Origin of the sequence: Polynucleobacter sp. MWH-S4W17 (assembly GCF_018687535.1) — a bacterium.
Lineage (GTDB): Bacteria > Pseudomonadota > Gammaproteobacteria > Burkholderiales > Burkholderiaceae > Polynucleobacter.
In genome coordinates this window covers 1,718,629-1,733,806 of record NZ_CP061295.1, presented here as the reverse complement: position 1 = coordinate 1,733,806, position 15,178 = coordinate 1,718,629, and the positions used below count along the sequence as shown (strand labels likewise).

Annotated in this window: 14 protein-coding genes; 6 read left to right on the top strand and 8 right to left on the bottom strand. The window is 47.2% G+C overall.

From position 1 onward, the window contains the following. Positions 1–9: 9 nt before the first annotated feature. On the bottom strand, positions 10–1,680 hold the full coding sequence (gene recN, locus C2755_RS08680) for a DNA repair protein RecN (RefSeq protein ID WP_215320929.1): 1,671 nt from the start codon (positions 1,678–1,680) through the stop codon (positions 10–12). 26 nt (positions 1,681–1,706) lie between these two features. Then, positions 1,707–2,612 carry an NAD kinase gene (locus C2755_RS08675; RefSeq protein WP_215320928.1) on the bottom strand — a complete coding sequence of 302 codons (906 nt, stop codon included), beginning with the start codon at positions 2,610–2,612 and terminating at the stop codon, positions 1,707–1,709. Positions 2,613–2,649: 37 nt separating this feature from the next. Here C2755_RS08675 and hrcA point away from each other — a divergent pair, with 37 nt between their 5' ends. From hrcA to dnaJ, 5 genes are all read left to right on the top strand, one after another. Beyond that, entirely contained in the window at positions 2,650–3,660 is a 1,011-nt protein-coding gene (gene hrcA / locus C2755_RS08670; protein ID WP_215320926.1) for a heat-inducible transcriptional repressor HrcA, read from the top strand. A gap of 51 nt (positions 3,661–3,711) precedes the next feature. Next, positions 3,712–4,806 carry a ferrochelatase gene (gene hemH / locus C2755_RS08665; protein WP_215320924.1) on the top strand — a complete coding sequence of 365 codons (1,095 nt, stop codon included), beginning with the start codon at positions 3,712–3,714 and terminating at the stop codon, positions 4,804–4,806. A gap of 66 nt (positions 4,807–4,872) precedes the next feature. After that, the gene (grpE, locus tag C2755_RS08660; protein ID WP_215320922.1) at positions 4,873–5,421 is read left to right on the top strand and encodes a nucleotide exchange factor GrpE; all 549 of its coding nucleotides are present in this window, start codon (positions 4,873–4,875) and stop codon (positions 5,419–5,421) included. A gap of 165 nt (positions 5,422–5,586) precedes the next feature. Beyond that, complete coding sequence (dnaK, locus tag C2755_RS08655; protein WP_215320920.1) at positions 5,587–7,524, top strand: molecular chaperone DnaK; 1,938 nt, start codon at positions 5,587–5,589, stop codon at positions 7,522–7,524. Between the two features lie 100 nt (positions 7,525–7,624). Next, positions 7,625–8,761, top strand: a complete 1,137-nt coding sequence (gene dnaJ / locus C2755_RS08650) for a molecular chaperone DnaJ (RefSeq protein ID WP_215320918.1) — start codon at positions 7,625–7,627, stop codon at positions 8,759–8,761. 26 nt (positions 8,762–8,787) lie between these two features. Here the strand turns inward: dnaJ and panB are convergent, their stop codons facing one another. Genes panB through C2755_RS08620 form a run of 6 tightly spaced genes read right to left on the bottom strand, consistent with a single transcriptional unit; the run spans position 8,788 to position 14,053 of the window. Further along, the gene (panB, locus tag C2755_RS08645) at positions 8,788–9,603 is read right to left on the bottom strand and encodes a 3-methyl-2-oxobutanoate hydroxymethyltransferase (RefSeq protein WP_215320916.1); all 816 of its coding nucleotides are present in this window, start codon (positions 9,601–9,603) and stop codon (positions 8,788–8,790) included. A 17-nt stretch (positions 9,604–9,620) separates the two neighbouring features. Next, complete coding sequence (gene folK / locus C2755_RS08640; RefSeq protein ID WP_215320914.1) at positions 9,621–10,148, bottom strand: 2-amino-4-hydroxy-6-hydroxymethyldihydropteridine diphosphokinase; 528 nt, start codon at positions 10,146–10,148, stop codon at positions 9,621–9,623. Between the two features lie 52 nt (positions 10,149–10,200). Further along, complete coding sequence (pcnB, locus tag C2755_RS08635; RefSeq protein ID WP_215320912.1) at positions 10,201–11,601, bottom strand: polynucleotide adenylyltransferase PcnB; 1,401 nt, start codon at positions 11,599–11,601, stop codon at positions 10,201–10,203. Then, positions 11,598–12,278 (bottom strand): HAD family phosphatase, encoded by a 681-nt coding sequence (locus C2755_RS08630; protein ID WP_215320910.1) that lies wholly within the window; start codon positions 12,276–12,278, stop codon positions 11,598–11,600. The genes pcnB and C2755_RS08630 overlap by 4 nt, the downstream gene beginning before the upstream one ends. An 18-nt stretch (positions 12,279–12,296) precedes the next feature. After that, complete coding sequence (hda, locus tag C2755_RS08625; protein WP_215320908.1) at positions 12,297–13,052, bottom strand: DnaA regulatory inactivator Hda; 756 nt, start codon at positions 13,050–13,052, stop codon at positions 12,297–12,299. A gap of 11 nt (positions 13,053–13,063) precedes the next feature. After that, the gene (locus C2755_RS08620) at positions 13,064–14,053 is read right to left on the bottom strand and encodes an AI-2E family transporter (protein WP_215320906.1); all 990 of its coding nucleotides are present in this window, start codon (positions 14,051–14,053) and stop codon (positions 13,064–13,066) included. 72 nt (positions 14,054–14,125) lie between these two features. On the opposite strand from C2755_RS08620, the gene purM reads away from it, so the two are divergent. Then, on the top strand, positions 14,126–15,178 hold the full coding sequence (gene purM, locus C2755_RS08615) for a phosphoribosylformylglycinamidine cyclo-ligase (protein WP_215320904.1): 1,053 nt from the start codon (positions 14,126–14,128) through the stop codon (positions 15,176–15,178).

Here is a 15,178-nt window from a genome sequence, read left to right as displayed (position 1 = left end):
AATACAGCTTTAGTTTAGCTCTAGCAACTCACGGGCATGACGGCGAGTGGTATCGGTAATAGTAGCGCCACCAAGCATGCGGGCCACTTCTTCAACCCGTTCAGCCCTACCCAAAATCTGTACTTGCGATACCGTCTTCTCGCTGTTTTGAGATTTGCTGACTTTGAGGTGATGATTGCCTTGAGCTGCTACCTGTGGCAAATGGGTTACACATAAGATCTGGTGAGATTGACCCAATTGGTGCAATAGTTTGCCTACTGTTTCAGCAACTGCGCCACCAATACCTGCATCTACCTCATCAAAGATGAGTGTGGGGGTGAATGAAGCTTTACTTGTAATAACGCTAATTGCTAGGCTAATTCGGGCCAGCTCTCCACCTGAGGCTACCTTAGCAAGTGAGCGGGGAGTGCTACCAGCATGACCGGCTACTAAAAATTCAATTTGCTCAAGACCATGGGATCCGCCTTCGCTAAGGGGTGCCAAGGCGATCTCTAGGCGCCCTCCTGCCATTGATAAATCTTGCATGGCATTAGTCACTAAATCGCCTAGCTCTTTGGCGGCCTTGCTGCGTTTTTGTGAAAGCTGTTTTGCGAGCTTTAAGTAAACAACTTCTTCTTGTTGAACTTGCTCTCGGAGTGCTTCAATATTTTGGGATGCGGTTAAGGCATCAAGTCGCTCTGATGTCTCCAAAAGAAGTTTTGGTAGTTCGTCAACCTCTGCGCGGTATTTGCGAGCCGTACTATGCAATGCCTGCATGCGTTCCTCAACTTCGGAAAGTCGAGCGGGATCTAAATCAATCTTTTGCAGGTAACGATTGAGACCATGAATGGCTTCATCTAGCTGAATGCTGGCTGACTCTAGTGCTTGATTGATCTCGCCTAAGGCTGGGTCATGCTCCGCGAGGGCGCCTACATTGGCGCATACCTTCGACAAGGTGGATTCCAGAGAATTATCGGCATCACTCAATACTTCAATTGCTTCTTGGCAACCACAAATTAACTTTGCACCATTTGCTAAGCGGGCGTGCTCACTTTGAATATTGACCCATTCACCTTCGTGCGGGGAGAGTTCGGTGAGTTCTTCCAGTTGCCACTCAAGACGCTCACGCTCGCGTTCAACGTCTTGACCTGCATTTTCTGCTTGCTCAAGACGGCGACGAGAATTAGCCAGTGTTTTGAAGCTTTGGGCTACCTCTGCAGAGAGTGGCAGCAAGCCAGCGTGGCGATCGAGAAGTTCGCGTTGAGCGCCACCCTTTAATAAGAGTTGGTGGGCATGTTGCCCGTGAATGTCCACTAGCTGATCACCGGCTTCACGCAATTGCGCTAGCGTCGCAACGCTGCCATTAATAAAGGCACGACTGCGGCCATTACTTTCTACGGTTCTTTTGAGTAATAAGCTTTGGCCCTCATCCTCAATGGGGAATCCTTGCTCATCAAGCCACTGACTAAACGATTGCACTAACTCTGGCTCAATCCGAAAGAGGGATGAGATTTCTGCGCGGTTACTGCCTTCACGTATTTGGCTGCTATCAGCACGCTCACCCAGCACTAAGCCAAGGGCGTCTAGCAGTATTGATTTGCCTGCACCGGTCTCGCCGGTGAGCACAGTAAACCCGCTTGAGAAATCTAGCTCTAGCTGATCAACGATGACAAAGTCACGGAGTGAGATGGTTTGAAGCATGTATTAGCGTAGCAAAAAACTCGACATCAGAAAGTCGATGGGTATTCATTCCAGTGCAATTTCTCACGCAAAGTCTTGTAGTCGCTGTGATTGCTGGGGTGTAATAGATCAATAGTTTTATCAGACTGACGCACTTCAATCTTGTCGCCGCTTTGTAGATTGGTTTGTGATTGCATGTCGAAATTGACAATGACTTCAAGTCCATTGACCACCTCAATCACCGTGACACTATCTTGTGGCAAAACAATTGGCCTATTAGAAAGTGAGTGTGGCGCAATCGGGACAAGCAATATACCCGCCACATGTGGATGCAAAATAGGTCCGCCGGCTGAGAGCGCATATGCAGTTGAGCCGGTAGGGGTCGATACGATCAAGCCATCAGATCGTTGGTTATACATAAATGAGCCATTGACGTGAACTGCCAATTCGACCATTCCTGAAATGCCAGAGCGATTCACGACAACATCATTGAGCGCTAATGCGCGATTAATTTCTTTGCCATTACGAAGAACTACGGCATCGAGCAATGTGCGCGTATCGGCTTCGTATTCCCCGGAAATAATTTTGGGTAGCGTTGTCTGAACCGACTGAATTGGAATATCAGTCATATAACCAAGACGACCCATATTGATTCCAACGAGCGGAACATTGCTGCCCGCTAATTGACGTGCAATGCCCAGCATGGTGCCATCGCCTCCCAAAACGACAACAAGGTCAATTGCTCCTGCAAAGGCTTGCGCAGTTTTTGTGGGGTAGCTTTTCAAGCCAAGGTGATTGGCTGTCTCAGACTCAATAAAGACCTCACAACCCAATCCTGAGACCACTTTGGCTAGGTCTTTTAGGTGCTCTTCAATGCCATCAGCATGAAATTTGCCGACAAGCGCAACCCGGCTAAATGCCTTTTTGCTGGAATTTGGGGATGGGCTTAACATATAACGATTAAACCATAGGCATAAAATCCCTTCCACCATGGATGAACGTTCCCGCGCCTTACTAAAAACTCTCATCGAGCGCTATATCGAGGAGGGACAGCCTATTGGCTCGCGCACACTGTCTAGATTTTCGGGTTTGGACCTCTCTGCTGCCACTATTCGTAACGTGATGGCGGATTTAGAGGAAATGGGGCTTGTTACCAGCCCCCATACTTCAGCTGGCCGCATTCCAACCCCCCGGGGTTATCGCCTGTTTGTAGACACCATGGTGACGGTGCGCCCTTTGGAGGCGATGGCTGCTAGAGAGGTTGAAAAAGGCCTTCTACCGGATTCTCCACAAAGGATCCTGAACTCAGCAGCGCAGATTTTGTCGAATTTGACTCATTTTGCTGGGGTGGTCATGACGCCCAAGCGAGCCCAGGTTTTTAAACATATTGAGTTCTTGCGCTTGGGTGAAGGCAAGATATTACTTATCATGGTTACGCCAGAGGGAGATGTGCAAAATCGCATATTGCCAACTACTCAGGATTACACGCCGAGCCAACTTATTGAAGCGGGTAACTTTATTAACGCCCAGTTTGCCGGCAAAAGTTTTGATCAGGTGCGGATGCATCTGAAATCCGACTTAGATAATTTACGTACAGATATTGCTGGGTTAATGGCTTTGGCCTTGCAAACCGGTGTTGCTGATTACGACATGGGGCGAGGCGACATGGTTTTGTCTGGTGAGCGTCGCTTACTGAATGTTGGGGATTTAAGTTCCAACCTCGATAAATTACGCAAGATGTTTGACATGTTGGAGCAAAAATCGGTACTCATGCAATTGCTCGACGTATCAAGTCATGCGGACGGTATTCAAATATTTATTGGCGGTGAAAGTGATCTATTGCCTTATGAGGACCTCGCTGTGATCAGTGCCCCATATAGCGTAGACGGTCAAATAGTGGGAACGCTGGGGGTGATTGGACCAACACGGATGGCATATGACCGAGTGATTCCGATTGTGGATATCACCTCAAAATTACTATCAGGCGCCTTAAGCTCCTGAGTGCAGGCCTAACTTTTTATTTTTAAAACTCATTACCAGAGACAGAACATCTTGAATCCGAATCCGCATCTACGTGCTTCCAAAACCGCAGTGTTGCTTTTGAACTTGGGGACACCATCCGCCCCAACATCTAAAGCAGTGCGCGCCTATTTAAAAGAATTTCTTTCCGATCCACGCGTAGTAGAAATTCCGCGCATTATTTGGTGGTGCATTTTGAATGGCATTATTTTGCCAATTCGCAGTAGTGCTTCTGCGAAAAAATATGCCTCTATTTGGTTGCCAAAGTTAGGCTCTCCCTTAATGCATTACTCACGCTTGCAGGCGAAAGAATTGGGCGAGAAATTTGCCAATGAGGGCCATGCAGTTTTAGTGGATTTGGCAATGCGCTATGGCCAGCCCTCTACACAGGTCGTCCTGGAGAGCCTGAAGGCACAAGGTATGGAGCGTTTATTGTTATTGCCTTTGTACCCTCAATACTCCGCTACAACCACGGCGTCTAGCTTTGATGAAGTCTTTCGTGTTCTGAGTACTTGGCGCGATCAACCTGAGCTGCGTTCAGTAAAGCACTATCACGACAACCCTGCTTATATTGCCGCATTGCGTGATCAAGTGTTATCGAGCTGGGATAAAGATGGCCGTCCAGATTTTGCAAAAGGCGATCGTTTTGTAATGTCTTTCCATGGTTTGCCAAAGCGTAATTTAATGAAGGGTGACCCCTATCATTGCGAGTGTCTGAAAACAGGTCGCTTGCTGGGCGAGTCTCTGGGTTTAGAGTCTGGACAATATATTGTGACCTTCCAGTCGCGCTTTGGTAAGGCGGAATGGTTAAAGCCCTATACAGCCCCAACAATTGAAAAGTTGGCTAAAGAAGGTTGTCAGCGCATCGATATTTTTTGCCCTGGATTTCCGGCAGATTGCCTAGAAACACTAGAAGAGATCGCCATGGAAGCCCGCGAAATCTTCCTAGAGCATGGCGGTAAAGACTATCGCTACATTCCCTGTCTGAACAGTAGCCCCAAGTGGATAGAGGCTCTGAGCGATATTGCCCATCATCATCTTCAAGGCTGGTCTTTAGGCGTGGAGTCTGATGCTGAATTAGCGAAGCGCAATGAAAGGGCTGAGCTGGCTGAAAGAATGAAGTCTTGAAATTGCAACAATCAGCCCCATATTGCAAAGTAAGAACCATCTCTATAGAAAAGTAAAATAGCGTCCATGACACAAGAAAACCAACACCCATCCCCAGAGCAAGAGAATCCTGCAACAGAGCCAGTTAGCGAAACTGCAGCTGAAATTCCGTCTGTAAAAACGCCTGAACAGGAAATTGCCGAACTCAATCAAAAGATTAGTGAGTTGCAAGACAACTTCTTGCGCGCTAAGGCGGAAGGAGAAAATATTCGTCGTCGTGCTGTGGAAGATATTGCGAAGGCACATAAATTTGCGATTGAAAGTTTTGCAGAGCATTTGGTGCCCGTGACTGACAGTCTTTATGCTGCATTAGGTACTGATGCTGGTGATGCCAAAGCCTTCAAAGAGGGGTTGGAAATTACTCTTAAGCAGCTACTATCTGCCTTTGAAAAAGGCCGCATGACAGAAATTAATCCTGCGGTTGGGGACAAGTTTGACCCGCATCACCATCAGGCAATTGCTTCGGTACCCTCCGAGCAGGAGTCCAATACGGTGGTTTCTGTATTGCAACGGGGCTATACCGTTGCTGATAGGGTTCTCAGACCTGCTTTAGTGATGGTCAGCGCCCCAAAATAAGCTAAATAAGGGCTAAAACCCTAAAAAAGGCATAAAAAAGGTAGAAAAAGGCAGATTTCTGCCTTTTTTGCTCTTTATCCCCTTGAAATCCCTTTTTTAGACCCCATTTACTGGGTATCGAAATATTTATCAGTACAACAAACAATTTAATTTTTTGGAGCAATTATGGGAAAGATTATCGGAATCGACTTAGGAACCACGAATTCATGCGTTTCAGTCGTTGAAAACAATGCACCTAAAGTTGTCGAGAACGCTGAAGGCGGTCGCACAACTCCATCCATCATCGCTTACGTTGAAGATGGCGAAGTATTGGTTGGTGCACCAGCAAAACGTCAGTCAGTGACAAATCCTAAAAATACCATCTACGCAGTGAAGCGTTTGATGGGCCGTAAATTTACCGATCCTGAAGTGCAAAAAGACATCGGCTTGATGCCTTATTCAATTATTGCCGCTGATAACGGCGATGCCTGGGTATCAGCACGCGACAAGAAAATGGCGCCACAACAAGTGTCTGCTGAAATCTTGCGCAAGATGAAGAAAACTGCAGAAGACTACCTCGGTGAAGAAGTGACTGAAGCGGTGATTACTGTTCCTGCTTACTTTAATGATAGTCAACGTCAGGCAACTAAAGATGCTGGCCGTATTGCTGGTTTAGATGTGAAGCGCATCATTAACGAGCCAACTGCTGCTGCATTAGCATTTGGCTTGGACAAGCAAGATAAAGTGGATCGCAAGATCGCTGTGTATGACTTGGGCGGCGGTACATTCGACGTATCCATTATTGAGATTGCTAACGTTGACGGTGAGAAGCAGTTTGAAGTGCTCTCCACTAACGGCGACACCTTCTTGGGTGGCGAAGACTTTGACCAACGCATCATTGATTGGATCATTGCTGAGTTCAAGAAAGAACAAGGCGTTGATTTGAGCAAAGACGTATTGGCATTGCAACGCTTGAAAGACGCCGCTGAAAAAGCCAAGATCGAATTGTCATCTGCACAGCAAACTGAAATCAATTTGCCATACGTAACAGCTGACGCTAGCGGTCCTAAGCACTTGAACTTGAAGTTGACTCGTGCCAAGTTGGAGTCTTTGGTTGAAGAGTTGATCAGCCGTACAGCTGGTCCTTGCTTAACTGCCATTAAAGACGCTGGTGTAAACGTGGCTGACATTGACGACGTGATTTTAGTCGGCGGTCAAACCCGTATGCCTGCGGTTCAAGACAAAGTAAAAGAAATCTTTGGTAAAGAACCCCGCAAAGACGTTAACCCAGATGAAGCCGTTGCTGTTGGCGCCGCTATTCAGGGTTCTGTATTGTCTGGCGATCGTAAGGACGTATTGCTCTTGGACGTTACCCCATTGTCATTGGGTATCGAAACTCTTGGTGGCGTCATGACCAAGATGATTCCTAAGAACACCACGATCCCTACCAAGCATTCACAGGTTTACTCCACTGCAGAAGACAATCAGCCTGCTGTAACCATTAAGTGCTTCCAAGGTGAGCGCGAGATGGCTGCTGCAAACAAGTTGCTAGGGGAATTTAACCTTGAGGGTATTGCTCCTGCGCAACGCGGTATGCCACAAATTGAAGTGACTTTTGACATCGATGCTAACGGTATTTTGCATGTAACAGCAAAAGACAAGACCACTGGCAAAGAGAACAAGATCACCATCAAGGCAAACTCTGGTTTGACTGAAGAAGAAATTCAACGCATGGTGAAGGATGCTGAAGCCAATGCTGCTGAAGATAAGAAAGCGCTTGAGTTGGTAACTGCTCGCAATACTGCAGATGCCTTGGCTCACTCAACCAAGAAGGCTTTGGAGGAGCATGGTGCTAGCTTAGAGGCTTCCGAAAAAGAAGCGATTGAAGCAGCCTTAAAAGACTTGGACGAAGCTATTAAAGGTAGCGACAAAGAGGTTATTGAAGCTAAAACTGAGGCTTTAGGTAAAGCAAGTCAGAAGTTAGGCGAAAAAGTTATGGCGGCTGAGCAAGCTAAAGCTGGTGGTGCCGCACCTGGCGCAGCTCCTGGTGGCGCAGCCCCTGGCGCTGCCCCTGATGCAGATGTTGTTGACGCTGACTTTAAAGAGGTTGATGACAAGAAGTAATTCTGTAATCAGACATTCATTAACGTAGTTTTGATGTACTTAAATAACAAGTCGGCCTCGTGCCGACTTGTGTCATTCAGGTTGTTGAGAGGAATAGGCCGTGCCTAAAAGTAAACGCGATTTTTATGAAGTGCTTGGTGTAGCTAAAGGTGCCAGTGACGATGAGCTGAAAAAGGCTTATCGCAAGATGGCGATGAAACATCACCCTGATCGCAATCCCGATAGCAAAACGGCTGAAGCCCAATTTAAAGAAGTTAAAGAAGCTTACGAAACCTTAACTGACCCCAATAAGCGCGCAGCTTACGACCAATATGGTCATGCTGGCGTAGATCCATCTATGGGTGGCGGATTTGGCGGCGGCGGTTTCGGCGGCGGTGGATTTTCTGATGCGTTTGGGGATATCTTTGGGGATATCTTCGGTCAAGGCGGCGGCCGTCATTCTGGCCCTCAAGTCTATAAAGGCGCAGATTTACGCTACAACATGGACATTACGCTTGAGCAGGCTGCCGAAGGTTATACAACTCAAATTCGTGTACCTAGTTGGAGTAATTGCAAACCCTGTCATGGCACCGGCGCAGAGCCGGGATCCAAGGCTGAGACATGCACAACCTGTAATGGTCATGGTCAGGTACGCGTACAACAAGGTTTCTTCTCCATGCAGCAAACTTGCCCTAAGTGCCGCGGCACTGGCGAGTACATTCCTAAGCCATGCAAAACTTGCCACGGCAGTGGAAAACACAAAGAACAAAAAACACTTGAGATCAAAATACCGGCAGGCATTGACGATGGAATGCGCGTCCGCTCAGTGGGTAACGGTGAACCAGGTGTCAATGGTGGGCCATCCGGCGATCTTTATGTAGAGGTACGTGTTAAGCCGCATAAAGTCTTTGAGCGTGATGGTAGTGATTTGCACGTGCAAATGCCAATCTCTTTTGCGACAGCCACAATCGGTGGTGAAATCGAAGTGCCAACACTCTCTGGGCGCGTCGAGTTTCCAATTCCTGAGGGAACTCAGACTGGTAAGACTTTCCGCTTGCGTAATAAAGGCATCAAAGGATTGCGCTCAACCATGGTGGGCGATCTTTTTGTTCACGTTCTGGTAGAGACGCCGGTGAAGCTCACTGATGAGCAAAAGAAATTGTTGCAGCAGTTTGATGACAGTCTCAAATCTGCTGGCGACAAACATAGCCCCCAACAAAAGGGTTGGTTTGATGGTGTAAAGAGTTTCTTTAGCTAGTAACTAGTGGGTAGGCAAGCTGGCAATTAGCCAGCGAAGCCATGCTCGGGTCCGGGGAACTTCCCGGACTTCACTTCGCGCACATAAGCCTTGATGGCGGCTTCAACGGAGTGATGACCATCCATAAAGTTTTTGACAAACTTCGGTGGCTTACCTGGGCTGATGCCCAACATATCCTGTAGAACCAATACCTGACCGGAGCAATCTGGACCAGCACCAATTCCGATAGTGGGAATATGAAGCTCGGCAGTAATCTTTTTACCCAATGAAGAGGGAATTGCTTCCAACACTACCATTTGCGCCCCAGCTTCTTGGCAGGCAAGTGCTTGCTCAAGCATGACGCTGGCCGCATCTTTAGATTTGCCCTGCACTTTGTAGCCGCCCAAGACATGAACTGATTGAGGTAGCAATCCTAAGTGAGCACAAACAGGAACACTGCGTTCAACCAAATATCGAATGATGTCTACTTGCCAATCGCCGCCTTCCAACTTCACCATATCGGCACCTACACGCATGAGTGTTGCCGCTGAATCTAAAGCCTGGATAGGATCGCCATAACTAGCAAAGGGTAAATCGGCAATGATAAATGCATGGGTATTAGCACGGGCTACACATTCGGTGTGATACGCCATTTGTTTAATGGTCACTGGCGTAGTGCTGGAGTGTCCTTGAACGACATTCCCAAGAGAGTCACCAATCAAGATCGTTTCAACAGCGCAGCGATTGAGAAGGGCTGACATAGTTGAGTCGTATGCTGTGAGCATGGCAATTTTTTCACCCTCAGCATGCATTGCGAGGAGCTTAGTAATTGTGATTGGCTTATCGCCTTGTAAGTAACCCATGGCGAGAGTTTAATGAATTAATGCGCTGTTTGGCTATAAACGTCTTTTTCCCCGCAATTACAGTTCCTGCAGGGTAGTTTTTCAATTCTTTGGTGTGCCACATTGGGCAAGTAGGTCTTCAGCTCACCCCAGTTGGGTAAAAAGATATCGGGAGCGATTTCTAGAAGGGGTAAGAGCACAAATGAGCGCTCGATAATTCTAGGGTGCGGCAGCATCAATTCTGTTTCGCTTTGAGTAACCCCTTCAAAAGAAAGGATGTCTAGGTCAAGAGTGCGAGGGGCATTTGCATAGGGGCGCTCACGACCAAACTCTTGTTCAATGGTTTGGCAAACATGTAATAAGCCGTAGGGGCTTAACTCGGTTTCGACTTCAATGACGGCATTAATGTAGTCACCGCCTGTAGCCTCAACAGGCGCGCTTTGATAAAAACAGCTTTTTGCCAAGATTTGCAGTTCGGACCGCAATGCCAGGCAAACAATGGCATCAGTAATAAGCTGACGCGTGTCACCGATGTTGCCGCCAAATCCGATATATGCCCGTGCCATAGGTTTCCAAACTAGAGATGAAACTACTTTACTGAAATTTCTCTAAGTCTGCTTAGCTTGCTGCACTCTCTGGGGGCACTGCCGCTTTTGGCCTTCTGCGGCGTCGTCTTTTGGCAGGGCTTGGACTGTTGCCGGATTCATTTTTGACGCTAGCCATTAGCTCATCTTGCCCTGTGACGTCGGTTGCAATGAAGTCTGTCCACCATTGCCCGATTGCTGGGTTTAATTCGCCTGTAGCGCAGCGGAGCAACATAAAGTCATAACCCGCTCTAAAACGTGGGGATTCGATGAGGCGATAAGGGTAGCGCCCCACGCGTCTCTCAAAGCGAGGCTGCATCGACCAAATTTCGCGCATATCGCTTTCGAAGCGTCGTTGAATCGTCATACCGCTACTTTGAGTGGCAATGGTGTCGTCCATCGCATCATGCAAGGCAGGAATATTAGCCATCCCTTTAGCAGAGTTGGCTTTCCAATTCTTTAGTAGATCAGGCCAGAGCAGGGTGGCAAATAAAAATCCAGCAGAAACACTTTTACCGGATTGAATGCGTTCGTCAGTATTGGCCAAAGCTAGCTTTACAAAATCATTGGCCCCCTTAGAGTCTGCGCCTGTATCCAGAATATGGTCTAGGAGCGGGAGCAGGCCATGATGCAATCCCGCATCTTTGAGGCCTTGAATTGCTGCCCAGGAATAGCCAGACATCAAGAGCTTCAAAATTTCATCAAAAAGTCTCGCAGAGGGGACGTCGTTTAATAATTTGCCTAGCTTAGCTATGGGCGCGCGTGTAGCACCATCTAATGTAAAGCCAGTCTTGGCTGCGAAGCGAACTGCGCGGAGCATGCGGACCGGATCTTCGCGATAGCGCTTTGCTGGGTCACCAATCATGCGCAAAGTTTTCTTTTGCATGTCGGCCATCCCGCCGTGATAATCGAGCACAGTTTCTGATGAAGGGTCGTAATACATCGCATTGATTGTGAAGTCACGTCTTGCAGCATCCTCACCTTGCGAACCCCATACGTTATCGCGCAGAATTCGGCCGCTTTCAGCTACGTGATCTCCGGCGTTATCTAATAAGGCTCTGAAGGTTGATACCTCGATGATTTCAGGATGGCCTTTACCAAAAAAAGTTACGTGCACTATTTGAAAGCGGCGACCAATTAGGCGCGCTTTGCGAAAGAGTCTTTGTACTTGATCTGGTGTTGCATTGGTTGCCACGTCAAAATCTTTTGGGCTGATACCGAGAGCAAGATCTCTGACTGCGCCGCCGACAATAAATGCCTCATAACCTGCTTGTTGTAATGTGTGCGTTACCTTAACTGCGTTCTTAGAAAGCAAATGCGGATCAATTCGATGTGCTTTTTTAGGGATACGCTTTGGGGCGCCGGTATTGTTGGCCTGTGTATGCTTGACCATCGGGTCACGCCGCAAAATACGTTTAATAAATTTAGTGATCATGCAAACAATTCAAGAATGGGCCAGTTGCGCTGCTTAGCTTCGTTGCGAAGACGATCATCTGGATTGGTGGCAACTGGATGACTGACTTTTTCGAGTAAAGGAAGATCGTTCATCGAGTCGGAATAAAAATAACTATAAGGCAAAGTATCTAAAGACAGTTTTTGCGATGCTAACCAGTCGTGTAGATTTTGAATTTTGCCTTCGCGGAAATTGGGAATGCCTTTGACTTCACCAGTGTAGTTAGCCAATGGATGATTATCTGCAGTAGCAGGCTCCGTAGCAATCAGATGCTCGATGCCAAAGCTTTCGACGATAGGGCGTGTCACAAAGCTGTTAGTGGCAGTAATCACGCAGCAAAGGTCGCCAGCATCCTGGTGGCGTTTTACTAGATCGATTGCTTGTTGTCGGAGTTGACCGTTAATAACTTCTTTCATAAACGCGTCGTGCCACTCTTTGAGTTGCGCGCGAGAATGTTCTGAGAGTGGCTTAAGGGCAAAACGCAAAAACTCATGAATATCTAGCTTGCCTTCTTTGTAGTCTTGATAAAAGCGTTCGTTTTGTCGTGCATAGTATTCGCTGTCTACAGCACCAATGCGAGCCAAAAATTGGCCCCATTCGTAATCGCTGTCGCAAGGCAAAAGGGTGTGGTCTAAATCGAAAAGGGCTAGCTGAGTCACGAATTGATATTTAATAAATTATTTGGGCTGCAAGAGCTCGCGAACAAGGGGTAAGGTTACAGCACGTTTTGTTTCAAGGGAGTAAGCGTCTAAAGCATCCATCAATGCCATCAGGCTGGGCATATCTCGATAAAAACGACTTAACAGCCAAGGCAACACATCGGGGGATAAAACAAGCCCTCGCTCTTTGGCTGCTTCCTCTAGAGCTTGTATTTTCTCATCATCATCCAAAAGCTGCGTTTGAAAGATCAAGCCCCAGCCCAGACGGGTTCGCAGGTCTTCTCGAAGCTTGAGATTGGCTGGAGCCGCGTTTCCGGCCATAAAAATATGAATCGCTTTGCTTGCTTGTACGCCATTCAGGATCCGAAATAGGGAGCCAACAAGACGATCATCTAGCTGGTCAACATCATCAACGGTAATGACTGAGGGGGTATCACTTTCAGTCATTACATTCATCTTTTCTTCTAAGCGAACCCAAGCAGTAGGCTCGAGGGGAGAGAGGGTAATGTATAACAAACCAGCACGCTTGGCTGCATTTTCAATGGCGTTGAGTAGGTGGGTGCGACCTGAACCCTCTGGCCCCCACCAATAAATCCAACGTTGATTGAGTGGGTTATCAGAGCTTTGAGGGCTGACCTTGCCCCAAGATTTTTCAATATTTTGCAGAGCAGAAATTAAGGCAAGATCTTTCCCGGGAAGATAGTTTTCTAAACTAGCTATGGGTGAGTGACTAATGTCTAGCGCAAATTGTTTTGGAAGCGAGGGTGTATTCATTGCTACCAAACTTATTTTTGATACCAAGAGCTTTGCGTATAAATAGACCATAAGTACTGGACTAAGACTAAGCTGACCGCACTAATTGGTAGGGCGAGTAATACACCAAAGAAGCCAAATAGCTTGCCAAAAAAAAGCAAGGCAAACAGAACGGCAACGGGATGCAGGCCAATGCGCTCGCCCACTAGGCGTGGCGTTAAGAAGAAGCCTTCTAAGAATTGCCCAATTCCATAGATGACTAGAACACCGATGATTTCTGAGCCCGGACCAAATTGAAGAAGGGCCGAAACTATAGCAAGCGTGAATCCTAGTGCGATACCAATATAGGGAATCACAATCATTAATGCTGTAAATACACCCAAGGCAACGGCACCTCTAATGCCGATTAAACTTAAGCTAATACTATAAAAAGCGGACATGATGGAGACAACAATCACCATGCCATTGAGATACTGCGAGAGCAGTCCATCGGTATGCATTGCAAGATGATGTACGGTTTCTTGGGCGCGCTTAGGCACTAAATTTTTGACGTACTGAAAAAATTGATTCCAATCGATCAATAAATAAAACATCACAAATAGAATTAATACGGAATTTACAAAGCCAGTAATTACTGAGCTACCCGACATGAGTACGGTATCTATCGTAGTACTCATCAGAGAGTCAGCATTGTCGCTAATGTGTTCCGAAATTTTTTGAGAGGCGGTGCTTTTTAGGCTGCCCCAATCAACATCAATATGAAAATCAGCTAATTTTGGGCCTAGCCATGCTTGCGTATTTGCTATCCATGTTGGTAGCTGGGCTTTTATTAGGGGAATTTCTGTTTTGAGGAGGCCAATAAATAGGCTCACAATCGCAATTACGACTGTCAGACCCAGTACTACGGTGAGGGCTGCGGCCAAAGATGCGGCTAAGCGTCTTCTTTCCAGCCATAGAAAAGCAGGCCTCAGGATGTAGGCAAGGATGAATGCAGCCAGAAAAGGGGTAAAAATTTCAGCCATGACGAGTAATCCTCTAGAATTCAATGATTCTACTGACCTAGTAGCATTTTTTACTAATATTCCAGCGCTGACATGACCTCATCTACTAATTCTTCCTCAAAAGGCCTTTCCTACCGTGACGCTGGTGTCGATATTGATGCTGGCGATGCCCTGGTTGACCGCATTAAGCCGCTTGCCAAGAAAACCATGCGCGAGGGTGTTTTGGCTGGAATTGGTGGCTTTGGAGCCCTTTTTGAGGTGCCTAAGCGCTTTAAAGAGCCAGTTTTGGTATCTGGTACCGATGGCGTTGGTACCAAGCTAAGGCTTGCTTTTGAGTGGAATCGTCATGAAACCATTGGTCAAGACTTGGTCGCTATGAGTGTGAATGACATCCTAGTTCAGGGTGCAGAGCCCCTTTTCTTCTTGGACTACTTTGCGTGCGGCAAGTTGACTGTCGATACAGCGGCTACGGTTGTTGGTGGTATTGCCAAGGGTTGTGAATTATCTGGCTGCGCATTAATCGGTGGCGAAACTGCAGAAATGCCAGGCATGTACCCTCCAGGTGAATATGACTTAGCTGGATTTGCAGTGGGTGCAGTTGAAAAATCCAAAATCATTACTGGCGCAACCATTGTTCCTGGTGATGCGGTATTAGCAATTGGCTCTAGTGGCGCGCATTCAAATGGCTACTCATTAGTCCGTAAGATTATTGAGCGTGCTGGTGCAAAGCCAACGGATGATTTAGGTGGTCGTCCATTGGGTGATGTCGTGATGGCGCCAACTGAGATTTATGTGAAGCCACTTCTCAAATTGATTGCTGAAATTAATGTAAAAGGAATGGCGCATATCACTGGCGGTGGTTTGGTGGATAACGTGCCACGTGTACTTCCAGAAAATACTCAAGCTGTTTTACATCGCGATAGCTGGCAAATGCCAGACCTTTTCCGCTGGTTGCAAATGAAGGGCGGCGTTGCTGATGCAGAAATGGTGCGCGTATTTAACTGCGGCATCGGTATGGTTGTGATTGTTGCGCCTGATCAAGTAGATACAGCAATCAAATCATTAACTGCGCAAGGTCTTAAGGCTTGGACAGTTGGTGAGGTGGTGGAGCGTCCAAAAGATGCGCCACAAACCATCGTTATCTAA

Coding starts and splice junctions, on each gene's coding strand:
- pcnB (WP_215320912.1), bottom strand. CDS start 11,601: ATGATCACTAAATTTATTAAACGTATTTTGCGGCGTGACCCGATGGTC.
- folK (WP_215320914.1), bottom strand. CDS start 10,148: ATGGCACGGGCATATATCGGATTTGGCGGCAACATCGGTGACACGCGT.
- C2755_RS08620 (WP_215320906.1), bottom strand. CDS start 14,053: ATGGCTGAAATTTTTACCCCTTTTCTGGCTGCATTCATCCTTGCCTAC.
- panB (WP_215320916.1), bottom strand. CDS start 9,603: ATGGGTTACTTACAAGGCGATAAGCCAATCACAATTACTAAGCTCCTC.
- dnaK (WP_215320920.1), top strand. CDS start 5,587: ATGGGAAAGATTATCGGAATCGACTTAGGAACCACGAATTCATGCGTT.
- purM (WP_215320904.1), top strand. CDS start 14,126: ATGACCTCATCTACTAATTCTTCCTCAAAAGGCCTTTCCTACCGTGAC.
- hrcA (WP_215320926.1), top strand. CDS start 2,650: ATGGATGAACGTTCCCGCGCCTTACTAAAAACTCTCATCGAGCGCTAT.
- C2755_RS08675 (WP_215320928.1), bottom strand. CDS start 2,612: ATGTTAAGCCCATCCCCAAATTCCAGCAAAAAGGCATTTAGCCGGGTT.
- hda (WP_215320908.1), bottom strand. CDS start 13,052: ATGAATACACCCTCGCTTCCAAAACAATTTGCGCTAGACATTAGTCAC.
- recN (WP_215320929.1), bottom strand. CDS start 1,680: ATGCTTCAAACCATCTCACTCCGTGACTTTGTCATCGTTGATCAGCTA.
- grpE (WP_215320922.1), top strand. CDS start 4,873: ATGACACAAGAAAACCAACACCCATCCCCAGAGCAAGAGAATCCTGCA.